At 54.2% G+C, this 17,455-nt stretch carries 18 protein-coding genes; 13 read left to right on the forward strand and 5 right to left on the reverse strand.

Translation table 11 applies throughout. The features are described from left to right. Nucleotides 1-114 precede the first annotated feature (114 nt). The 6 genes from DF196_RS13315 (at nucleotide 115) to DF196_RS13325 (ending at nucleotide 5,930) form a co-directional block, all read left to right on the forward strand. On the forward strand, nucleotides 115-624 hold the full coding sequence (locus DF196_RS13315; RefSeq protein ID WP_170115072.1) for a hypothetical protein: 510 nt from the start codon (nucleotides 115-117) through the stop codon (nucleotides 622-624). Nucleotides 625-903: 279 nt separating this feature from the next. Then, nucleotides 904-1,509, forward strand: coding sequence for a hypothetical protein (locus DF196_RS11800; RefSeq protein ID WP_146194753.1), 606 nt, complete (start codon nucleotides 904-906; stop codon nucleotides 1,507-1,509). A gap of 342 nt (nucleotides 1,510-1,851) precedes the next feature. Beyond that, nucleotides 1,852-2,823, forward strand: coding sequence for an InlB B-repeat-containing protein (locus tag DF196_RS11805; protein WP_109058002.1), 972 nt, complete (start codon nucleotides 1,852-1,854; stop codon nucleotides 2,821-2,823). Between the two features lie 253 nt (nucleotides 2,824-3,076). Beyond that, on the forward strand, nucleotides 3,077-3,676 hold the full coding sequence (locus tag DF196_RS13320; protein WP_146194754.1) for a hypothetical protein: 600 nt from the start codon (nucleotides 3,077-3,079) through the stop codon (nucleotides 3,674-3,676). Nucleotides 3,677-3,773: 97 nt separating this feature from the next. Further along, nucleotides 3,774-5,081 carry a hypothetical protein gene (locus DF196_RS11810; RefSeq protein WP_146194755.1) on the forward strand — a complete coding sequence of 436 codons (1,308 nt, stop codon included), beginning with the start codon at nucleotides 3,774-3,776 and terminating at the stop codon, nucleotides 5,079-5,081. A 168-nt stretch (nucleotides 5,082-5,249) separates the two neighbouring features. Beyond that, nucleotides 5,250-5,930: a hypothetical protein gene (locus DF196_RS13325; protein ID WP_146194756.1), complete on the forward strand. Its 681-nt coding sequence runs from the start codon at nucleotides 5,250-5,252 to the stop codon at nucleotides 5,928-5,930. A 95-nt stretch (nucleotides 5,931-6,025) separates the two neighbouring features. Here the strand turns inward: DF196_RS13325 and tnpB are convergent, their stop codons facing one another. Together tnpB and DF196_RS11825 are read right to left on the reverse strand one after the other, a co-directional pair. Then, nucleotides 6,026-7,435: an IS607 family element RNA-guided endonuclease TnpB gene (gene tnpB, locus DF196_RS11820; protein ID WP_109058005.1), complete on the reverse strand. Its 1,410-nt coding sequence runs from the start codon at nucleotides 7,433-7,435 to the stop codon at nucleotides 6,026-6,028. Then, nucleotides 7,428-8,012 (reverse strand): IS607 family transposase, encoded by a 585-nt coding sequence (locus DF196_RS11825; protein WP_109058006.1) that lies wholly within the window; start codon nucleotides 8,010-8,012, stop codon nucleotides 7,428-7,430. The genes tnpB and DF196_RS11825 overlap by 8 nt, the downstream gene beginning before the upstream one ends. Nucleotides 8,013-8,028: 16 nt before the next feature. Between DF196_RS11825 and DF196_RS11830 the strand changes: the two genes are divergently transcribed. Then, nucleotides 8,029-9,132: an ATP-binding protein gene (locus tag DF196_RS11830; RefSeq protein WP_146194757.1), complete on the forward strand. Its 1,104-nt coding sequence runs from the start codon at nucleotides 8,029-8,031 to the stop codon at nucleotides 9,130-9,132. Here DF196_RS11830 and DF196_RS11835 read toward each other — a convergent pair. After that, nucleotides 9,090-9,959, reverse strand: a complete 870-nt coding sequence (locus DF196_RS11835; RefSeq protein ID WP_158276321.1) for a zeta toxin family protein — start codon at nucleotides 9,957-9,959, stop codon at nucleotides 9,090-9,092. The genes DF196_RS11830 and DF196_RS11835 overlap by 43 nt on opposite strands. Before the next feature lie 29 nt (nucleotides 9,960-9,988). Next, entirely contained in the window at nucleotides 9,989-10,270 is a 282-nt protein-coding gene (locus tag DF196_RS11840; protein ID WP_109058009.1) for a hypothetical protein, read from the reverse strand. A 117-nt stretch (nucleotides 10,271-10,387) separates the two neighbouring features. Between DF196_RS11840 and DF196_RS13330 the strand changes: the two genes are divergently transcribed. From DF196_RS13330 to DF196_RS11850, 3 genes are all read left to right on the forward strand, one after another. Continuing rightward, nucleotides 10,388-10,609, forward strand: coding sequence for a hypothetical protein (locus DF196_RS13330; protein WP_146194758.1), 222 nt, complete (start codon nucleotides 10,388-10,390; stop codon nucleotides 10,607-10,609). Beyond that, nucleotides 10,584-11,243 carry an HAD domain-containing protein gene (locus tag DF196_RS11845; RefSeq protein WP_109058010.1) on the forward strand — a complete coding sequence of 220 codons (660 nt, stop codon included), beginning with the start codon at nucleotides 10,584-10,586 and terminating at the stop codon, nucleotides 11,241-11,243. Before DF196_RS13330 ends, DF196_RS11845 begins: the two co-directional genes overlap by 26 nt. A 128-nt stretch (nucleotides 11,244-11,371) precedes the next feature. Further along, nucleotides 11,372-11,896, forward strand: coding sequence for a hypothetical protein (locus DF196_RS11850; RefSeq protein WP_146194759.1), 525 nt, complete (start codon nucleotides 11,372-11,374; stop codon nucleotides 11,894-11,896). Nucleotides 11,897-11,916: 20 nt separating this feature from the next. Here the strand turns inward: DF196_RS11850 and tnpA are convergent, their stop codons facing one another. Beyond that, nucleotides 11,917-12,363, reverse strand: coding sequence for an IS200/IS605 family transposase (gene tnpA, locus DF196_RS11855; RefSeq protein ID WP_158276322.1), 447 nt, complete (start codon nucleotides 12,361-12,363; stop codon nucleotides 11,917-11,919). A gap of 44 nt (nucleotides 12,364-12,407) precedes the next feature. Between tnpA and DF196_RS11860 the strand changes: the two genes are divergently transcribed. The 3 genes from DF196_RS11860 to DF196_RS11870 all read left to right on the forward strand — a co-directional run bounded on the left by DF196_RS11860 (nucleotide 12,408) and on the right by DF196_RS11870 (nucleotide 17,403). Beyond that, nucleotides 12,408-13,865 carry an RNA-guided endonuclease InsQ/TnpB family protein gene (locus DF196_RS11860; RefSeq protein WP_109058013.1) on the forward strand — a complete coding sequence of 486 codons (1,458 nt, stop codon included), beginning with the start codon at nucleotides 12,408-12,410 and terminating at the stop codon, nucleotides 13,863-13,865. Between the two features lie 593 nt (nucleotides 13,866-14,458). Further along, nucleotides 14,459-14,824: a hypothetical protein gene (locus tag DF196_RS11865; protein ID WP_109058014.1), complete on the forward strand. Its 366-nt coding sequence runs from the start codon at nucleotides 14,459-14,461 to the stop codon at nucleotides 14,822-14,824. A gap of 299 nt (nucleotides 14,825-15,123) precedes the next feature. Next, on the forward strand, nucleotides 15,124-17,403 hold the full coding sequence (locus DF196_RS11870; RefSeq protein ID WP_158276323.1) for a CAP domain-containing protein: 2,280 nt from the start codon (nucleotides 15,124-15,126) through the stop codon (nucleotides 17,401-17,403). Nucleotides 17,404-17,455 lie beyond the last annotated feature (52 nt).

Genomic DNA, 17,455 nt, shown 5'->3' on the forward strand with positions numbered 1-17,455 from the left:
CCCCCCCCCCCCCCCCCCCCCCCCCCCCCCCCCCCCCCCCCCCCCCCCCCCCCCCCCCCCCCCCCCCCCCGCCCCCCTAGATTTCTAACCCTGTTCCTTTCAGTCATTTGCCTGATGATGCCGTTCGCCAAGACCGCATCGGCCGAAAACGTTACGCCAATCAGCGTTCAAACCACCTCCGGGAACAACGGCTCCCAAACATCGGCAGCATTCAGCAACTTTTACATCACTGTCGGTTATTCGGACGGGTCAACGAAGATTGGCGTAGTTAGACCACACTTGACGGGAGGAGTGGACCCGCAAGCTTGTGTGCTTAACGGAACCGTGATTCCGGATTGCTCTGAATCCTATGCCCAGTCCGAACTGTTGCCAGGAGTCGTGTTCGCATGGTCAACTGACCCCGTGGATATCAGGGGGACCGGATGGGATCCATCAACTGACTGCTTTGGCAACTATTGCGTTACCGCCGCGTTAAAAGATAAACCAACCCAAAATGTGACTCAGGTGTACAGCGTCCCAGGCACCGGCCTACCGGATGGTTTGACTTCGGCTGGTTTGACCGCTGTCGGCATTGGATTAATGGCAGTGGCGATCATATTCTTGCGAAAGCGCATCGAAATGTAACCGCCGTAATCCTTCGCAAACACCATCGGCTTACTGGCGGTTTTGGCCGCCGTAATTGAAATGGATTCACCGGTGTTTCGCCCTAACCAAATCTAGTTGATTGTTTTTGACCACGAGAATGGGCTTGCTTTGGATTCGAACCAGAGTAAGCCCATTTCCTTTGTCCCATAAGGGGTTAGGGCTTGTATGACGCCTTGCAAGGAGTTTTTATGCCAATCAGTAAAATTGTTGCGGGGGGGGGGGCGAAAGGTTTTACCCCTCCTGTTCGCGTTCTGCTGCATGATTACATCCGCATCGGTGCAGCAGGATGCGAATGCAGCGGATAATTCCTATAAAGCGTATTACGCCAGTGGAACTAATATTCAAGCACTTTCCGGAAACTATAAAACGATCGGTAGATACAGTAGCGACCAAGGAAAAGTACCATGCGTGGTCTCTACAAGCAACGTCTTATATTATTGGGGCAGCGGCACCGACGGAAACTATCATCTGATAAAAACCGGGCTGAATGGAGACTGGTGCGGCACTGACGACTACAACCCCTCCGGCATTACCTACCATATGGCCAGATGGAGTGGGAAAGATAAGAATAATGACATCTGGTCCATCGATGAACAAGGGCAACTGTGGCTGATGCGAGGTTCAGGTCCCAAGGTTGCCGAACCGGTCATGTCTGGTGTCGAATTCCATTCGGGCAGCGCTGGATGGGACGGCAACTACACACTGCTTCTACTTGGCACTCCACGTGCGGCAACCAATATTTCATACCAGGCTCAGATGCCTACCACAGGTGCGCCGGAGGGATTGTCCCAGATTGGTGTGATTGCTGTCGCCCTTGGTTTGGTCGGCTTGTTGGTGTTGGCGGTGAAACGTAATCGCGTTTAATCAACGCTCTTGACATGGGCAGAATGGGCTTGCTTTGGATTCAAACCAGAGTAAGCCCATTTCCTTGTCTTGATAGGGTTTAGGGCTTGTTCAATACCTTGCAAGGAGATTGAATGTTCATAAAGCAACAGTTGCGGGGGGGGGCTTAGAGTCAGAGGGCTCGGCTCTATTAGCCTTAAGAAGCTCCCCGCTCTTCTATTTGCGCTAGCAGTCATCCTCATACCCGTCCTCCTAGCCAATCCAGCACAGGCAGCAACGGACTCCTATGCAACCCCGACCTGTTCAGGAAAATGGGAAGACGCCATCGGTGACAAAATCCCGTCCTTTGGATATTCATTGCCGATGTTCTCTAGCGGTTTAAATCGAGTCAAATACTGTACCAACGATTCAAATATCTACAATTATTATTCCTCTTCATCAACGGTCGAATACCGTATCATCGCAAAAAGAATAGATCAAAAGACCACTCGGCTCTGGTATCAGAATACACAGTTGAATTGGAATATTGTCTTCAGCTCCGGTAACAGTGTCTGGAACGGCAACAGCATAGGCGGGGCTGACGAATACGGAATCAAATACATCGGATTGCAGGACGTTAAAGCGGAAGACAAAGGGTCAGCCGGAAAGATCCTATGGGTGACCGGGTCTTCCCCAATCATCCAAGTGACGCCTATGTCCGTATCATCCAGCGACCATCAGACCGACCTGAGTCCAATGCCGATCCTTGAAGCCAACGGAGGAATCTTCCCTGACGGTGAATCAATGGAAACACCATCGATCTCCCCAGCCACAGGCTTGACTTCATGGACCTCCAAAAACACTCCTACACGTGATGGATATGTCTTCTCCAAATGGACGCTCGACAAAGCCGGAACTCAACCTTTCACCCCAGGATCCGCAGTCAGTAACGGTCTCCGCCTCTACGCTCAATGGGAGAAGGACAGTGGCGCACCGGTTTCAGTGAAGCTGAATTGCAACAGCAGCAGTCCGATCCATTGTTCCGTTACCGCGACCTACGCAGACAAGACCGTCAAAACCCGCACATTCGACCCTGCTGCAAACGCCAACCTGGATTGGAAAGACAATCCGATTCAAGGCATCCGGTTGGATGATCAAGGATATTTGGCCGACCAGTCTTGCGCTATAGACCGATGCCGGTATGTTTCCCTAGCGGCAGCACCGGCCGATACGGGAAACTATCAGGCGCAGATGCCGACCACTGGTGCACCGGAAGGGGTATCCAGTGCCGGATTGATTGCCATTGGCCTAGCTTTCGCAGGACTTGCGATGGGATTAGGTCGTCGCCGGAACTGATTTCCAGTGTCTGACGCTTCAGAATGGGGTTGCATTCCGACTGTTGGATGCAACCCCGCTTTTGTTGTCGTTCCAGCAGTTGGGCGAATCAGGTTTATCTTGCAAGGAGTCTCATGTTTACTAAGAAAACGCTGCGGGTGGGGGGCTTGGAAAACTAGCGCTCTCCATTTGGTTGACGTTAATCGTTCTAGCTTCGTTTCTTTGCGCTTCACAGGGGTCGGCCGCTACGGACGACTGTTCTGATGGCTGTCAGTTGTATCGGTGGAGCGGGGATGGTATTTCGCAGATTGAAAGCGACAAGAAGTTCACGCTGATCGGAACCGATGGAGGCGGACTTTCCCGGCTTTTGATAAAAGATATGATTGGCAAGGTGTGGACATACAATGGGCTAAATAATAAGTTTGATACCACCGGTACGGTTAACCCAGGTAAGACAATGAGTCCAGCTCATAGCGGACGGATCCTAGGTCATTCCGGAAAAGGATCCGTAAAACTAGTCACCTCAACTAACGGCACATATATGCAGCTTTCAGTGGATTCGGATGGGCGAGCATGGGTCAATGAAGGCACTGATGTAGATGCATCCGGTATATACAGATACACTACAGCCATTGCCCCGACCGTAGTACAGGGAACCGACGGGATAGAATTCTTCCAAATTTCAGCATCGCAAAACAGCGGCAGTTCGGAGGACATTTACCTATTGGGAAAACCTCGGAACAATACAGCGAGTTACGTTGCTCAAATGCCTACCTCCGGAGCTCCGGAAGGTTTGTCTCTTATTGGTTTGTTGGCTGTCGGACTTTGCTTGATGGGTTTGATTGCTGTTTCGGTCAGGCGTAATCGGGTCTGACCTTTCTTGATTAGTCCTTCAGAATGGGCTTGTTTGTGGACTGGTTCCGCAACGAGCCCATTCCTTGTTTTATCAAGGTTTCAGGCTGTGACTTACCTTGCAAGGGAGTTTCTATGATTTTAACCAAAACGTTGCGGGGGGGGGGCTTAAGTTCGGCATCCTGCTCACCGCAGCACTAGCATGCCTATCCGTCACACTGACACTACCTCAAACCGCCACTGCAGCCGATGAATCAACCACCCCAACTTGTGATTCCAAAGGCTGGCAGAACTGGACATACACTCCATGGACTTACGAGCATAATGGGATAAAGAAAAGCGTTTCCTATGATTTCCTAAACGGCGGATCCACTTTTACATACGATTGGAGCACCTCAACAGGTGTCTTCATCAACGATCCAAAAGGTACCTCTCAAATGTGTACGGCAGCGGATGGCGGCACGTTATGGAAGGCGCAGCTAGGGAACGTAACACACATCCAATGGGCTCGCGGAGATGGCTGGGTCCTGCATTACTTTGATTCAGACAAGCCTTTCTATGGCAGTCTGGATGTCAACGTCCCTGCATCCGTAACACCATCAGACAGTAAATACGGTGGGATTATTCTTGCCAAATACTCCGCCGGATACTCTCGAGTCGATAATGAGATGCTGATTCGCGCCGTCACCGGAACAAACGTCGGCACGAACGAAGGCATTTTGACTATCAAAACAAACAATGGTGTTCCCTCCACCACGCATGCCGTATACAAAACAGCACTCTTGGACTACACCAAGGAACGCGAGGTGACGCTGAAAGCCAACGGCGGCGCATTCTCTGATAAGTCCGATACTCGTACTGCGATCATCAACCTGTCGGACATGTCGAAACTGTCCGACACCCCCACCAGAGATGGATGGTTTATCTCCGATTGGAACACGAAAGCTGACAGGTCCGGAACCAGTGCCTCCGTCTTGGCTGAAACCGTGGATAAAGCGACAGCCACATCCGACGGGTTCGAACTGTACGCGCAATGGGATCGCGATAAGGGTAAACCATCATTGGCATACATCGATTGCTCTACAGAATCAAACACAGTCCGCTGCGCGATCTCCATCGACTATCCGAACGCCGAATCCACAACCCGAGAACTCACTGCAGTCAAAGGCTCGAAATTAAGCTGGGGCCAATTGGGTGGTATTTCCGGAGTCCGATTGGACAATACGGGATATAAGGCGCGAGCCAGTTGCGTAGCCGAAAATGGCTGCTACTGGGTGAGCTTGGATGAGTCATCAAATAATTCGAATATGACTGTTCAAATGCCTACGACAGGCGCACCAGAGGGTTTGTCTCTTATCGGAGCGACAGCTGCTGGGTTTTGCTTGATCGGTTTGGTGACTGTTGCCGTCAAGCGAAGTCGAATGTAAACAGGGTTTTCCGCCGACCATCAGAATAGGGCTTGCTTTTACGTACGGAAAGCAAGCCCTATTCCTTTCTTTGAAAGGAATAAGCCTATATGTATGGATCCTTGCAAGGAGATCTATGCTTGATAAAACTGTTTTGCGGGGGGGGGGCTTAAGTTCCTAGCCCTGTTGATGGCATTCACCACACTCACACTATCCACAGCGATTCCAACTAACGTCCAAGCCGCCGACAAAACACCATGCCCGGAAGGTTGCACTCTATACGAATGGACAGGCGACACCGTCACCCCGGCCACTGTTCAAGGCGGGGTGAACAACGATATCTCCGACATCGGCCAATACGGCCAAACTCACTTAGCCGCAAAAAGAAAAAACAGCAGATACCTTAGCTATAACAGTGATTCTGGGACTCTCCAAGAAAACAGCTATACATCCGGTACCGGGGAAACCGACACTCCTCTAGAAGGATTTATCCCGGGCCACTCTTACCGTGGAAACGCATTGGGAATCAACGAATTCTCAGGAACTCCTACCACTAAGACGTACCCCTCACTGTCCATCGATAAAAACGGGTACCTTTGGATCAGGGAACCCGGAAGCGGCGCTGCGACACTCGAGCAAGACACCGATATTGAATTCAAGGACATAGCGTCAGGTGTTGCTTTCATCAATATTCGCGGTGACGCTTTCTTCAAAACTCTACTCTTGGGCAATCCCCGAGTCAGTTCTTCCGCCACTGTCGCTCAAATGCCGACGACCGGCGCTCCCGCTGGGGCTGACTTCAACTGGGTGGTTGATTGCTTTCGGCTTGGGATTGGCTGGCTTGTCTCTGGGATTGTCGAAGCGGCGTAGCGCCTGATATCCCAATGTCTAGGCGGGTTTTCTAACATTAAGGTAGTAACGAAACCTATTGTTGAAAGCCGTCTTATGACCCGACCTGTTAACCGTTACAACTCTGTTTGTTGAGTTGCAGGCATAGGGTTTCCGTTCCCTATGCGACTCCGTGTCTTACGCTCGGTTGGGCGGCACGGTATGCGTTTCCTTCCAACTGGGGTGTTGGTTTTTCGAAGGCCCCTTTGGGTCTCTCCGCGCACGTTTCTCGCCGGGGTACTCCCGACGGGGTCCAGATTGTTGGCGGCGTTCCTGTCTCGGTCGAGTTTAATCCCGCAGTTGTCGCAGTGGAAGACCCGTTCGCTGAGGGGCAGTTTGGTTTTCACCGTCCCGCAGTTGGAGCAGGTCTTCGAACTGGGGTAGAACCGGTCGTAGACGTGGAGTCTGCTGCCTGTCTGCTGGCATTTGTATTCGAGTTGGCGTCGGAAGTCTCCGAAGCCGGCGTCGAGTATTGCCTTGTTGAGGCTGCTTTTGGCTTTGGCCCCGTTTTTCAGGTAATGTCCGGGATTGTTGGGGTCCTCCTTGGGTTTGGGTCTGGCGGTCATGCCTTTGACGTTGAGGTCTTCGATGCCGATGTCCGCATACGTGTTGGCCATCCATGTGGTGGTCTTGTGGCGAAGGTCGAGCCGCTGGTTGGCGACGTGCGCGTACAGTTTGTTGACCTGGCGTTTCTTCTTCGCGTATCTCCTGGAACCGGGTTGGCGGCGTGAGAGGCGTTTCTGCTGGCGTTCGAGTTTCCGTTCGGTTTGCTTCAGGTACCGTGGGTTGGGTATAACGATCCCGTTGGACAGGGTAACGAGCGTCTTGACTCCGAGGTCGGCGCCTACACTGCCGGACAGTCCGGTCGCCTGCGGGGGCTGGTCCTTCTCGACGCGCAGGCTCGCCCACCACCGGTTGTGCTCGTATCGTACGGTGACGGACAGTATCCGGCCGTCACCGACGCACTTGCGGACGTTCTCCATGCAGTGGACCCGGCCGACACATGGGAGTCTGACCGCGCGGTCGTCACCGTCGATCAGTCCGAAACCGGTCGTGTACGTGTATTTCCATGTCGACTTGTGCTTGCTCTTATACTTCGGCCAGCCGACCGGTTCGCCTTCGCGGTCGCCGTTGAGCCAGTCGAAATAGTTCCTGAAAGCGTCGGAAAGGGCCTGGAACCCGGAATTGTAGGCTTCCTTGCTGTTGCCGGCCCACCATGGGGCCAAATCGTTCTTCCACCTGTTCCACCAGTTGCGCAGGCCGCGCATGCTCCAATCCGCCTTGCCTGATGAGGGGGCCGGTTCGACGCAGTCCAACTGATTGGATATGTGGGCCAACGCGGTGTTGTATGCGAAGCGTGCGGCCCCCGCGTTCGAGGACAACAAGCCGGCCTGCCGTGGCGTGGGGTCCAATGCGACCTTGACGCCACGGATGGTCTTGCCTTCCGGGATCTCGTATTTCCTGCGTTTCTTCCTGCCTTCAGCCACGTTCGCCCGCCTCCAGCATGAGCCGCGCCCTGTTCGCGGCAGACCGACGCCCGTACATGCGGGCGCAGAACGAGGTCAGTACTTCGGTCATGTCACGGACAAGATCGTCATCCACCTCGGTGTCGTCCACGACGATGAGCCGACGGTTCTGCGCATGCAACGCCGCCTCTATGAGACTCGTGTTCATGCGCGCGAACCGGTCGCGATGCTCAACGATGATGGTGCCGACGGTGGGATCCTCCAGCAGGCGCGTGAGCTTGCGACGCTTCTCGTTCATACCGGACCCCACCTCCTTGACCACTTCCGGGGATTCGACCCCCATGTTCAACGCGAACGCCTTCAACCGGTCAGCCTGACGTTCCAGATCCGTTTTCTGGTCGGCCGATGAGACCCGCGCGTAGCAGACGGTCCGTCCGGCGGGCTTGACGGGGACCATGTTCTCGTATTTCGGATCATGGATGATGATCGTGCCCGTGCTGGTCTTCTCAAAGGGTACGGGCATACGGTTCTCACGGCACCACTGCCATACCGTCTGCACGTTGAACCCCTCACGGGAAGCCCATTCACGAACTCTCATGATATAATCATATCATATGAACACAGATAAAACCAAACACTTGACACAACTATTCACAAATCCGTTTAAGCCTGGTGCTGGTTCTAATCCGCCGATTCTTATCGGTCGCGATGAAGTGTTGGCCAGGTTTGGACGGGTTTTGTCGTCTTCGCGGGGTTCGTCGCACAGGTTGTGGTGTGTGACTGGTTCTCGTGGTGTCGGCAAGACGGTGATACTGACGGAGTTTGAGCGTATTGCCGGTGAGCATGGTTGGTTGACGGTTAGTGAGTATGCGTCACGTGGTGTGGGTAATCGGCTGGTATGGGAGCTGCAGGGCGCTGATTCTCCTCTGGGGTTGCGTGGCGCGTTGGGTTTCCGTCTGCGCCAGTTGGAACAAGCCGGAAAAGGCCTGCTGATTACGATTGATGAGGCGCAGGCTATCAGTCGCGTGGAACAGCGTGACCTGTTGGAGGCTGTTGCGAACGCGCAACAGCAGGCGTTGAATCTAGTGTTTGCGGTGGCGGGTATTCCGCCGTTGATGCGTCGTTGGGCTGATGTTCCTGGTTCGATCATGTTCAATGCGAATCGGGTGACGTTGGAGGATGTGCCGGTTGGGGAGGTTGAGACGGCGTTTGGCATCTCATTCTCTGAAACCGGTTTCAACCTGACTTCGGATCAGTTGCATGAGATGGCTGAAGCAACCTACGGCTACCCATACCTCACGCAACTCGTCGGCTATTTCGTATGGAGACAACTCAACCGAGGCGCAGAGGCTGACGAAGCCGTCCAAAACGGCATCGACCAAGCCATACAACACCTATACCCCACGCTCCACGAACCAGAACTCAACACCCTCTCCCCCATCGACATCCAATATCTACAAGCCATGGCACAAGACGACGGCATCAGCCAAACCACCACCATCGCCAACCGCATGGGCAAATCAGTCACATACGCCGGCTTATACAGGACAAGACTCATCAAAGACAGAGTCATCAAAAGCTGCGGATACGGCAAAGTCGACTTCGCCATACCATACATGCGACGATTCCTCCGCGACGAGAAAACAATCGCAAGATACGACCTCCAAGACCTCCATCAGTTCTTGAAATCGTATTCTCCGTTCGGCTTACGTGGTTGACGGCTGTCGACTTCGGGCATGCCAATCGGGTGGATCCGGAAGATTGTCGGCTCATCATACAGGGACAACACAGCCCGTTTGGCTTCCTCATTGTCCGGGTCGATGTCGCTGATGTTTTCGCGGATTCGTTCAGCGTGCTCGTAAACCATTTCGGCCTCTTCTACTGAGAGAGGGCGTTGGAATCTCTCATTCCATTCGTTTAGGAAATCCTCCGATTCGTCGGCTGAATATGGGATGAGCCCGTCCTTGCGGTCCACGACGATGAACCTGTCTGGGATACCACTGTCTGCGACCATGCTGATCTTGTCAGGCAATGATTCGACGATCTTGTCATGGAAATCCGGAGACACCCATCTGGCCGGTCGTCCCATGCTCAAATCCCGATAGTATCGTTCGAGAACCGCCAATCGGGATAACGTCGGCGGTGTAGCCAATGCGGCGGCGTGGACTCGCCTCCCGCAGTCTTTGGCTTCCTGCATCTGCTGAAGAACCCGGTCGACGTTGTTCCAAGTGCCTTCGACTATCGTCGAATAACGTTCATTGTCGGCCGTTTCCACGGCGAGGTCGGTCCATACGGCGCTGGCTCTGGCCGTCCTCTTGGGCATGTCGAGAGGACGTTCCTCCATCAGCTTGTCGTAATCGGGGTGGAACTGCCGGTAATCATCGGGATTGATGTAGACGAGACCCTCATCGCGGTATGCGCCCATGATGGTGTGGACGCCCTGCGTCTTACCGGCGCCGGATTGGCCTCCGAGAAAGACCGTGAGCGGGTTGTCCGATGGCTGGTAGTCTTCGAAGACTACCTGTTTGATTTGTTCGTCCCACATGCGTTGCATGTCGGACGTATGGAATTTGCTCACGGTCTCTGCTCCCTGAGTTCCTGCGCCCGCTTGTCCCATTGGTTCTTGTATCGAATCTGGGATTCACGGTCGTTGGAGGCGATGCTTTCGCGGATGCGTCTCATTTCGCGGGCTTCGTTCCTGTAGTCTTCGGCGAGCTGGAGGTTGCCGGCGGCTTTGGCTTCTTGGCGGAGTTTGAAGAGTTTGCCTCCGAGGATGGTTCCGGCTTCGTAGAAGAGGTCGTAGAGGACGGAGTCTTCGAGTTCTTCGAGTTTGAAGAGTGGCTGGTTGTTGATCATGTTCTTCTCCTTTTTCTGTATGCCGCTATTGTATAACACTCTGTATAACAAATCAAATCTAATTGTAATACAATAAGAAAATACAAACCGTATAACAACAAGAACAAGGCAACCACCATGACCCAACCACTCCCCCCAATCACCCAAAACTACACAGAAAACCGCAACACCCCCAGCACCCTCATCGCCTTCAGAATCCCCCAAACCTGGAAACCCATCATCCAACAAGACGCCAAACAACACGGCATGGCTCTATCCGAATACATCCGATACTGCCTCAGCCAACAACACGAACACCTCACAGAAGACACCAATGAACCCAACACGGATATATCTTGACTTCGACGGCGTCATCAACGCCTTTCCGGATGCGAAGGTCCTACGGCGCGGAGGCGTCGGACATACCGGTTGGCTGAAGGACAGCGATCCGCGGAAATCATTGTATTCGGAGGAGCGCGCGTTCCGGTTGGACGGCAACGAACAAGTACGCACGGATAGGGGTAGGTTCCGGATTCATTTCAGTCGTCAGCTGGTTGACGGGTTACGTGGACTGGCGGAATCAGGCGTGGTCGAACTGCACTGGTTGTCAACTTGGCAGGATTACTGCAGTCGGCTTAACCAGCGGCTCGGATGGAGTCCGGACATCATCACGACCGAACGCTGGTATGACATGGAGACCGGCGCTCATCGGAAGACCGGTAAGAAAGCGACAATCTTCCACGCACTCGAACAGCAGGCTGGGCCAATCATCTGGATAGACGACGAAGAATGCTTCGAAACACCACGCATGCAGATCGAATCCATCCAACCAAAGTATCCAGTGCTGCTAATTAGACCAGACGAACGCATTGCCATCAGCCGACGGCAGTGGCGGCTGATACAAGAGTTCATCGCCAAACCGGAAGAGTATCCGGCCGCTTCGCTGGATGAAGAGAAAACCATACACGCACATCGGGAGCATATCGGTTTCTGATCACAACAGTCCTTCCCCGTCTCGCGGACGGGGCTCCGCGCTGACAAATGGAATGGGAACCACGACCATAGAGTCAGCAAAAATCCTCGGCGAAACAGCTGGAATATTCAGCGGAGAAGGACTGGCGTATGAGCAACGATTTCAACCCGGACGAGCATCCGAGAACCCCTGATGGAAAATTCAGGGAAACATCCAACGGAACGAGGCCAGGCTCCTTGCCGCCACAGGATGAGCCGCCCATCACCCCGGTCTACGAAACCATGGAAGTCACCGGTTTCCCGGCTGGTGTGGGCTCCTATTTTTCACCGACAATCTATCATGTCGACGAACGCGATCAGGCGACGATAGACGATTTCCTGAAACGTGGGGTTCGTTTCACCACGAAACCGGATCCTCTCTGCGAACCGTTGGCGAAAGCATTTGCCAACAAGGATTGGAACGTCGAAACCAGCATGATCTATGACGGTTCCGACGATGCTTCCGAATATTACGATTCCGTGCCGCGTCGAGTGACCGTCGAACTTACGCCGAAAAACAAGCCCGCTGAAGGCGTCAACGACCTGACCAACGTGGACTTGACGATGGACGGCGAAGAGGGTGAAGGCGTTTATGAGAATGTTTTCCTGAAAAATGACCTGTTGGGGCTCCGCTAACCCCTTCCGTGAGGAAGGGGTTAGGAGCGTTGTTTTTTGTCGTATTTTCTTCGTGGCTTGTCCTGGTTTTCGATGTACTGGTTCATGGTTTCGATCGGGTCTTCCCCTGCTGCTGCGATGCAGTAGCTGGGTGTCCAGAAGTGTTTGTCGTGGAATGCCTGATCGGTTTCGGGCCAGTGTTGGTCTCGGAGTTGTTTGCTGCTGTTGGTTTTGAGGCTCATGATGAGGGTGCTGAGCTGTGTTTTTGGCGTATAGCCGATGAGCAGGTGGGCGTGGCCTTGGATGGCTTCGAATGATTCGAGGGTGCATTCGAAGCGTGTGCAGACTTCCCCGAATACTTGTTCCAATAGGCGGGTGACTCGTCGGGTCATGATCTCGCGACGGTATTTCGGGGTGAGGATGATATGCGCACGCAGGTTATAGACCACGTGTCTGCCAGTTCGCCAATCGTTCCAGTTTTCTTCCATAAGGCAATCATAGACCATAATCATCTTGTGGTATAATCATAGATATGAGACGATCCAGGACTGACATCGGGTGGCGTACAGCCGTGGTCCCGGTGCGCCTGGAAGGCGAATCGTATCGTCTCGCCCATGAGATTTGTCATCATGCGGGACTCATGTGGAGCCGATGCGTCGACTGGCTGCGCCACTACTGGCATGCCGAACACAAGGACCCATCCAACAGGGAGCTGCGCCAATACGCCAAGACCGCGCCCGAAACCATCCTCCGCGGATTGCACGCGCACGTCATCCAGCATCTCGTGGACGACGTGCAGGACGCGGTCGCCACCTACCGGACCAACCGGGACAGGAACGGCGACAAGGACGCGCGCGCACCATACCGGCATCACAACTACCGTCCCGTCGAATTCACCAAGGACTACGGGTGGAAACTATCCAAAGACGGCAGGACGATAAGCCTGTCCCGCGGCATCCACCGCAACAGGCGGCTCAAGCCGATCCTCATCCCCACGCCGGAGATCACCGACCCCAAGACCGGACTGCCCGTACCGCCAACGGAATGGGGTTCCATCCAACTATGCTGGGACCTCAACCGGAGACGGTGGAGCCTGCACGTCAGCGTACCCACAGGCAAACCAGCCGCCAATAAGGGCATGCGCCCCATGAGCATGGACGAGGGGATCATCAACCCGGTCACCTGCGCCGTCGAAACCAGCAGCTCATACGAGATCCTCGTAATCAACGGACGCGACGCGCGAGCCGCACGCCAATACCGGGACACGCGCATCGACCAGCTCATCTCCAAACGCGACCGGTGCGTCAAAGGCTCCCGCAGATGGTTCAAACTTGACCTGAAAATCCGCAAGGCCCGGGCCATCGCCGACGGTCGCATCCGCAACATCGCCCACCAGACCAGCGCCAAGACCGCACTGTTCGCGGAAACGCTCGGCGTCACCGAAATAACCGCCGGGGACGTGCGCGGCATCGAACAATCCACCCGCAAGAACCCCGCCAAGAGAAAGAAGAACGGCAAGACACAGCGCCGTCGCCTCAGCCAATGGGACCGCGGCCGCATCGAAGACCACATCGAACACAAGACCGGACTGACGGTCAACCACATCGACGAATCCTATTCCAGCCAAACCTGCCCAGCGTGCCTCACACGCAACCGCCCCACCGGGCGCGAATACCGGTGCTCCAATTGTGGTTTCACATGCCACAGGGACGCCGTGGGAGCATTGAACATACTCCAGAAACACCAATACGGCCAATACACGCCAATCGACATGGACAAACCCATCCACGTCACGTATCTCCGAGCCACACCCCTCAAAGGCAAGGCTCTGGGTAATGCCCCCGAACCGGGACTCCAAGACCCTGGCAGGTCTTGCCGTACGGCCAATCCGAGGACGAACGCCCCGACAGACACCCATCACGGGAAGACGCCGGCAACCTTCTCCAACGCAGGCCTCACGCGATCAAGCCAAACAACCCTACGAAAGTAGGGATGATCACGTGGATTCCAATGAGCCGGCATTCATTCAGAATACTGTCCACTGGAATCGAAGAAGCCTCGACCGTAAGGTCGGGGAGGTTCACATGGAGCATCGAAGCCCCGTTCTACGACTCCCGCGCATCGCACGGAACAGGTCAGAGGAATCAGATTAACGATGTGCCGGCGTTCGAACACTACTCCTATGATGTGGATAACCCGCAGCAGGCGGCCGACGACGTGTATTTCAATCATCGACGAATACAGGAACGGCGACTATTCGGGACATTACTTCGATTAAACCGAAACTTGGATATCGCTGGCCGGACGAACGCATCGGTGTCAGTATGCGACAATGGCAGCTCATACAGGCGCATCGAGAGCATATTGGTTACTAGCTTCATTCGACTGTTGGGATATGAAGCTCCAGCAGTTAGGCGGTTCCAGCCAAGAACCGCATGCCGTATTCGACTTCCGAAAAATGTAACATCTGTAGGCTGAAATGGTAATTGTTCGCGAAAATGGTATTTGTTGCGGAAAATGGTAAGTCGCCTTGTGCGAAGTCGATGAAGCTCTGGATTTTCTCGACCAATATCGTTGTCGGGTATGGATGAGACCGATGACTTTGATTTGCAGGAATTGTTTGCCGCCGAACGCCGTGCTGCAGCGTTTCGTATTGATCCTATGGACCCGGTGCATAATACGGTCTGGTCTGATGTGACATCGGATGGGGATATCAAGGTTTTAGCGGACAAGCCAGTGGAAGTATTATCCGTCGAACAGGTTGGCTGTCTGAGCCTGACTTGCAACCCGAAACCGCCGGTCACTTTGCAACCCGGCGATATCATGCGTATGACGGTCGAATTACCGGTGAGGAAACGCGGCGACGCCGCGCGGACGATTATCCGATACCGGTTCGTCGGCTCGGATGAGGTTGCGGTGTCCGAGTTCCGTGCACGACGAGTCGGATAACTTGTAGGCGGCGAATCGGCCGATGTTACATCATGCGGTTAAAATTGACCTTTTCGTCGGAAATTTACCTTTGTCCTGAATATTTACCCGGCGACTTTATTCGATGATAAATGGTCGGACGCTGCTACGGTGGGGTGTCCTTGTCTCGGCTGATGCGGCTTAAGACCGGCTGTTGTTACCAGTATGCTGGGTTCGCGTATTTATCGTACCGAAAACAGTGCTACTCTGTTTTTGTCCACACGATACCCGGCTTGTTTTCGGCCGGATCAGAACCATATTGTTCCGAAAGGAAGAACGGTTTGAAGAAGTCAACAGCAAGAACCCTCATCGCGTCAAGCATCACCATCGCAACCCTGTCCGCGCCTGCCATCGCGTTTGCCGCCGACAACGACACTACTATTACTCCGCAGGCTGATACGCCCACTCCGACACCGGTCGTGTCCGAGGATGCGAAGATCCAAATGGAGAAGACCGAATCCAAGCCGACAGCGAAGCCGACCACCATCAAGGAAGCGCAGGTCGCGTTGGATGCTGCGAAGACCCGTTTGGAGGATGCTCAGAAAGCGTTGGATGCCGCAAAGTCCGCGAAGGATGAGGCACAGAAAAACTATGACAGCGTCAAGAAGGATGCCGATCCGAAGATTAAGGCGTTGACGGACGCGCAGAAGAAACTCGACGACGCTAACAAGGCTGTCGCTGATGCTCAGCAGGCTTTGGAGGATTCCAAGGATCTCACGAAGATCAAGGCCGCAGCCGACGCTCTGACTGCTGCCACGTCCGCGTTGGACGAGGCTCAGAAGGCTTTGGACGCCGCCAATGGCGCGGTCAAGGACGCCGAGAACGGTATCAAGGATAAGACCACTGCGGTTGATAAAGCGACTGCAGCGAAAACAGAAGCCGATAAAGCCGCAGATGCAGCGGATGCGGCTGTCGCTGAGAAAGAGAAGGCCGAAGGAAAGATCGACCTTGTTGAGAAGCATCAAACGATGAAGGATGCACAGGCTGCAGCCAAGAAGACTGCGACCGCGCTAGAGGATGCTTCCGACACAAATGATAAGGCGACGGCTGACCTGTCTTCCGCGACCGCTGTCCAGCAAGCTGCGAAGAATGCGAACGACACCGCACAAAAGGCATTGTCCGATGCTCAAGCCTTGGGAGCTAAGGATACTGTCGCTTGGTTTAAATCCCAGTCGGCCGATCAGGCGGTGAAGATTCTCACCGATAAGGGTACGACTAAGTATCTTGATTACATCAAGCTCGGAGATACAAGCGACGCAACTTATGTCAGAAACATGCAAAAGACGTTCGACTATATTCGTCAGGCGAATGAAATCCGAAAGAGTCTCGGTCTTAGCGAGTTGAAGGTTTCCAACACGTTGATGGCCGAAGCCCAAGCCGATCTGGATTACAGTGGCCCGGACTACAAGAGAGGGCATGCACAGCAGTTCGAAACTGCCGAGAATCTTGCATGGGGCGACGAGAAACCATTTGACGTCTGGTATACCGCCGAAAAGGAAACATACGATAAGGCAGTTGCGGCTGATGCATCCATCGGAACACTGTCAGCCTATGAGCTGAGCCAGAAAAATCCAGAATTATATAAGACCGTCGGCCATTATCTGAACATCATTGATCCGGCGTTCAAGGCCACTGGTTTCGCTGTCGCTTCCAATGGTCCCATGGGTACTTTCACCGCCGGTCAGACATTCAACGCGGATACTGAGAACACGGTGAGCGTGGATGAGTATGAGAAGGCGTTCAATGATTGGATGACGAAGAATCAGCCGGTTGACGGTGAGACGATGAAGAATCTGCAGGCGGCGGCTGATAAGACGGCTTCCGTGTTGGCTGACGCTCAGAAGAAGCTGGATGAGGCTACTGCCGCGCAGAAGAAGGCTGCTCTCAAACTGGATGCTGCGAAGTCTGCGAATGAGAAGGCTCAGAAGGCTTACACGGATGCAGATAAGGCGTATCGTGACGCCCAAGCCGCCGACACCGGCGCAAGCGACGCTCTGAAGGCTGCCCGCGAGGACTATCAGACGAAGCGCAAGGCCGCCGACGCCGCCGCCCAAAATCTGGCTGACGCTCAGAAAGCCTTGGATGACGCCAACACCGGATTGCAACCGTTGAAGGATGCCGTCAAGGTCGCCCAAACCGCGGTCGATGAGGCGACGAAGGTGAAGAAGGCGGCTCAGGATCATATGGATGCGTTGGAGAACGCTCCGGAGAATCTTGAGGCTGCGAAGACCGCTCAGACTGATGCACAGAAGACGTTTGATGCGGCGAAGGCTGATGCGGATACGGCGTCTAAGAAGCTTGAGGATGCTCAGACGAAGTTGGATCAGGCCGATGTCAAACTGGAGGCCGCGCAGAAAGCTTACGACAGTGCGAAGGCTGACGTGGATGCCGCTTCCAAGGATCTGGGCGAGTTCTCCAAGGTCACGACCGGTAACGAGCAGGTTGACAAGCTGGCCAACACTGGTGTGAATGCTGCGGCGATGATGAGTCTGACGGCGCTCATGGTGTTGGGTGGCGCGGGTTCGACCCTGCTGCGCGTCCGTCTCCGTAACCGTAAGTGATTCTGGTCGTCTGGTTTCTGACTTGTGCGGGTGTCGGTTGTTGGCTTCGTTG

The sequence above is a fragment of the Bifidobacterium callitrichidarum genome (genome assembly GCF_003129905.1).
Lineage (GTDB): Bacteria > Actinomycetota > Actinomycetes > Actinomycetales > Bifidobacteriaceae > Bifidobacterium > Bifidobacterium callitrichidarum.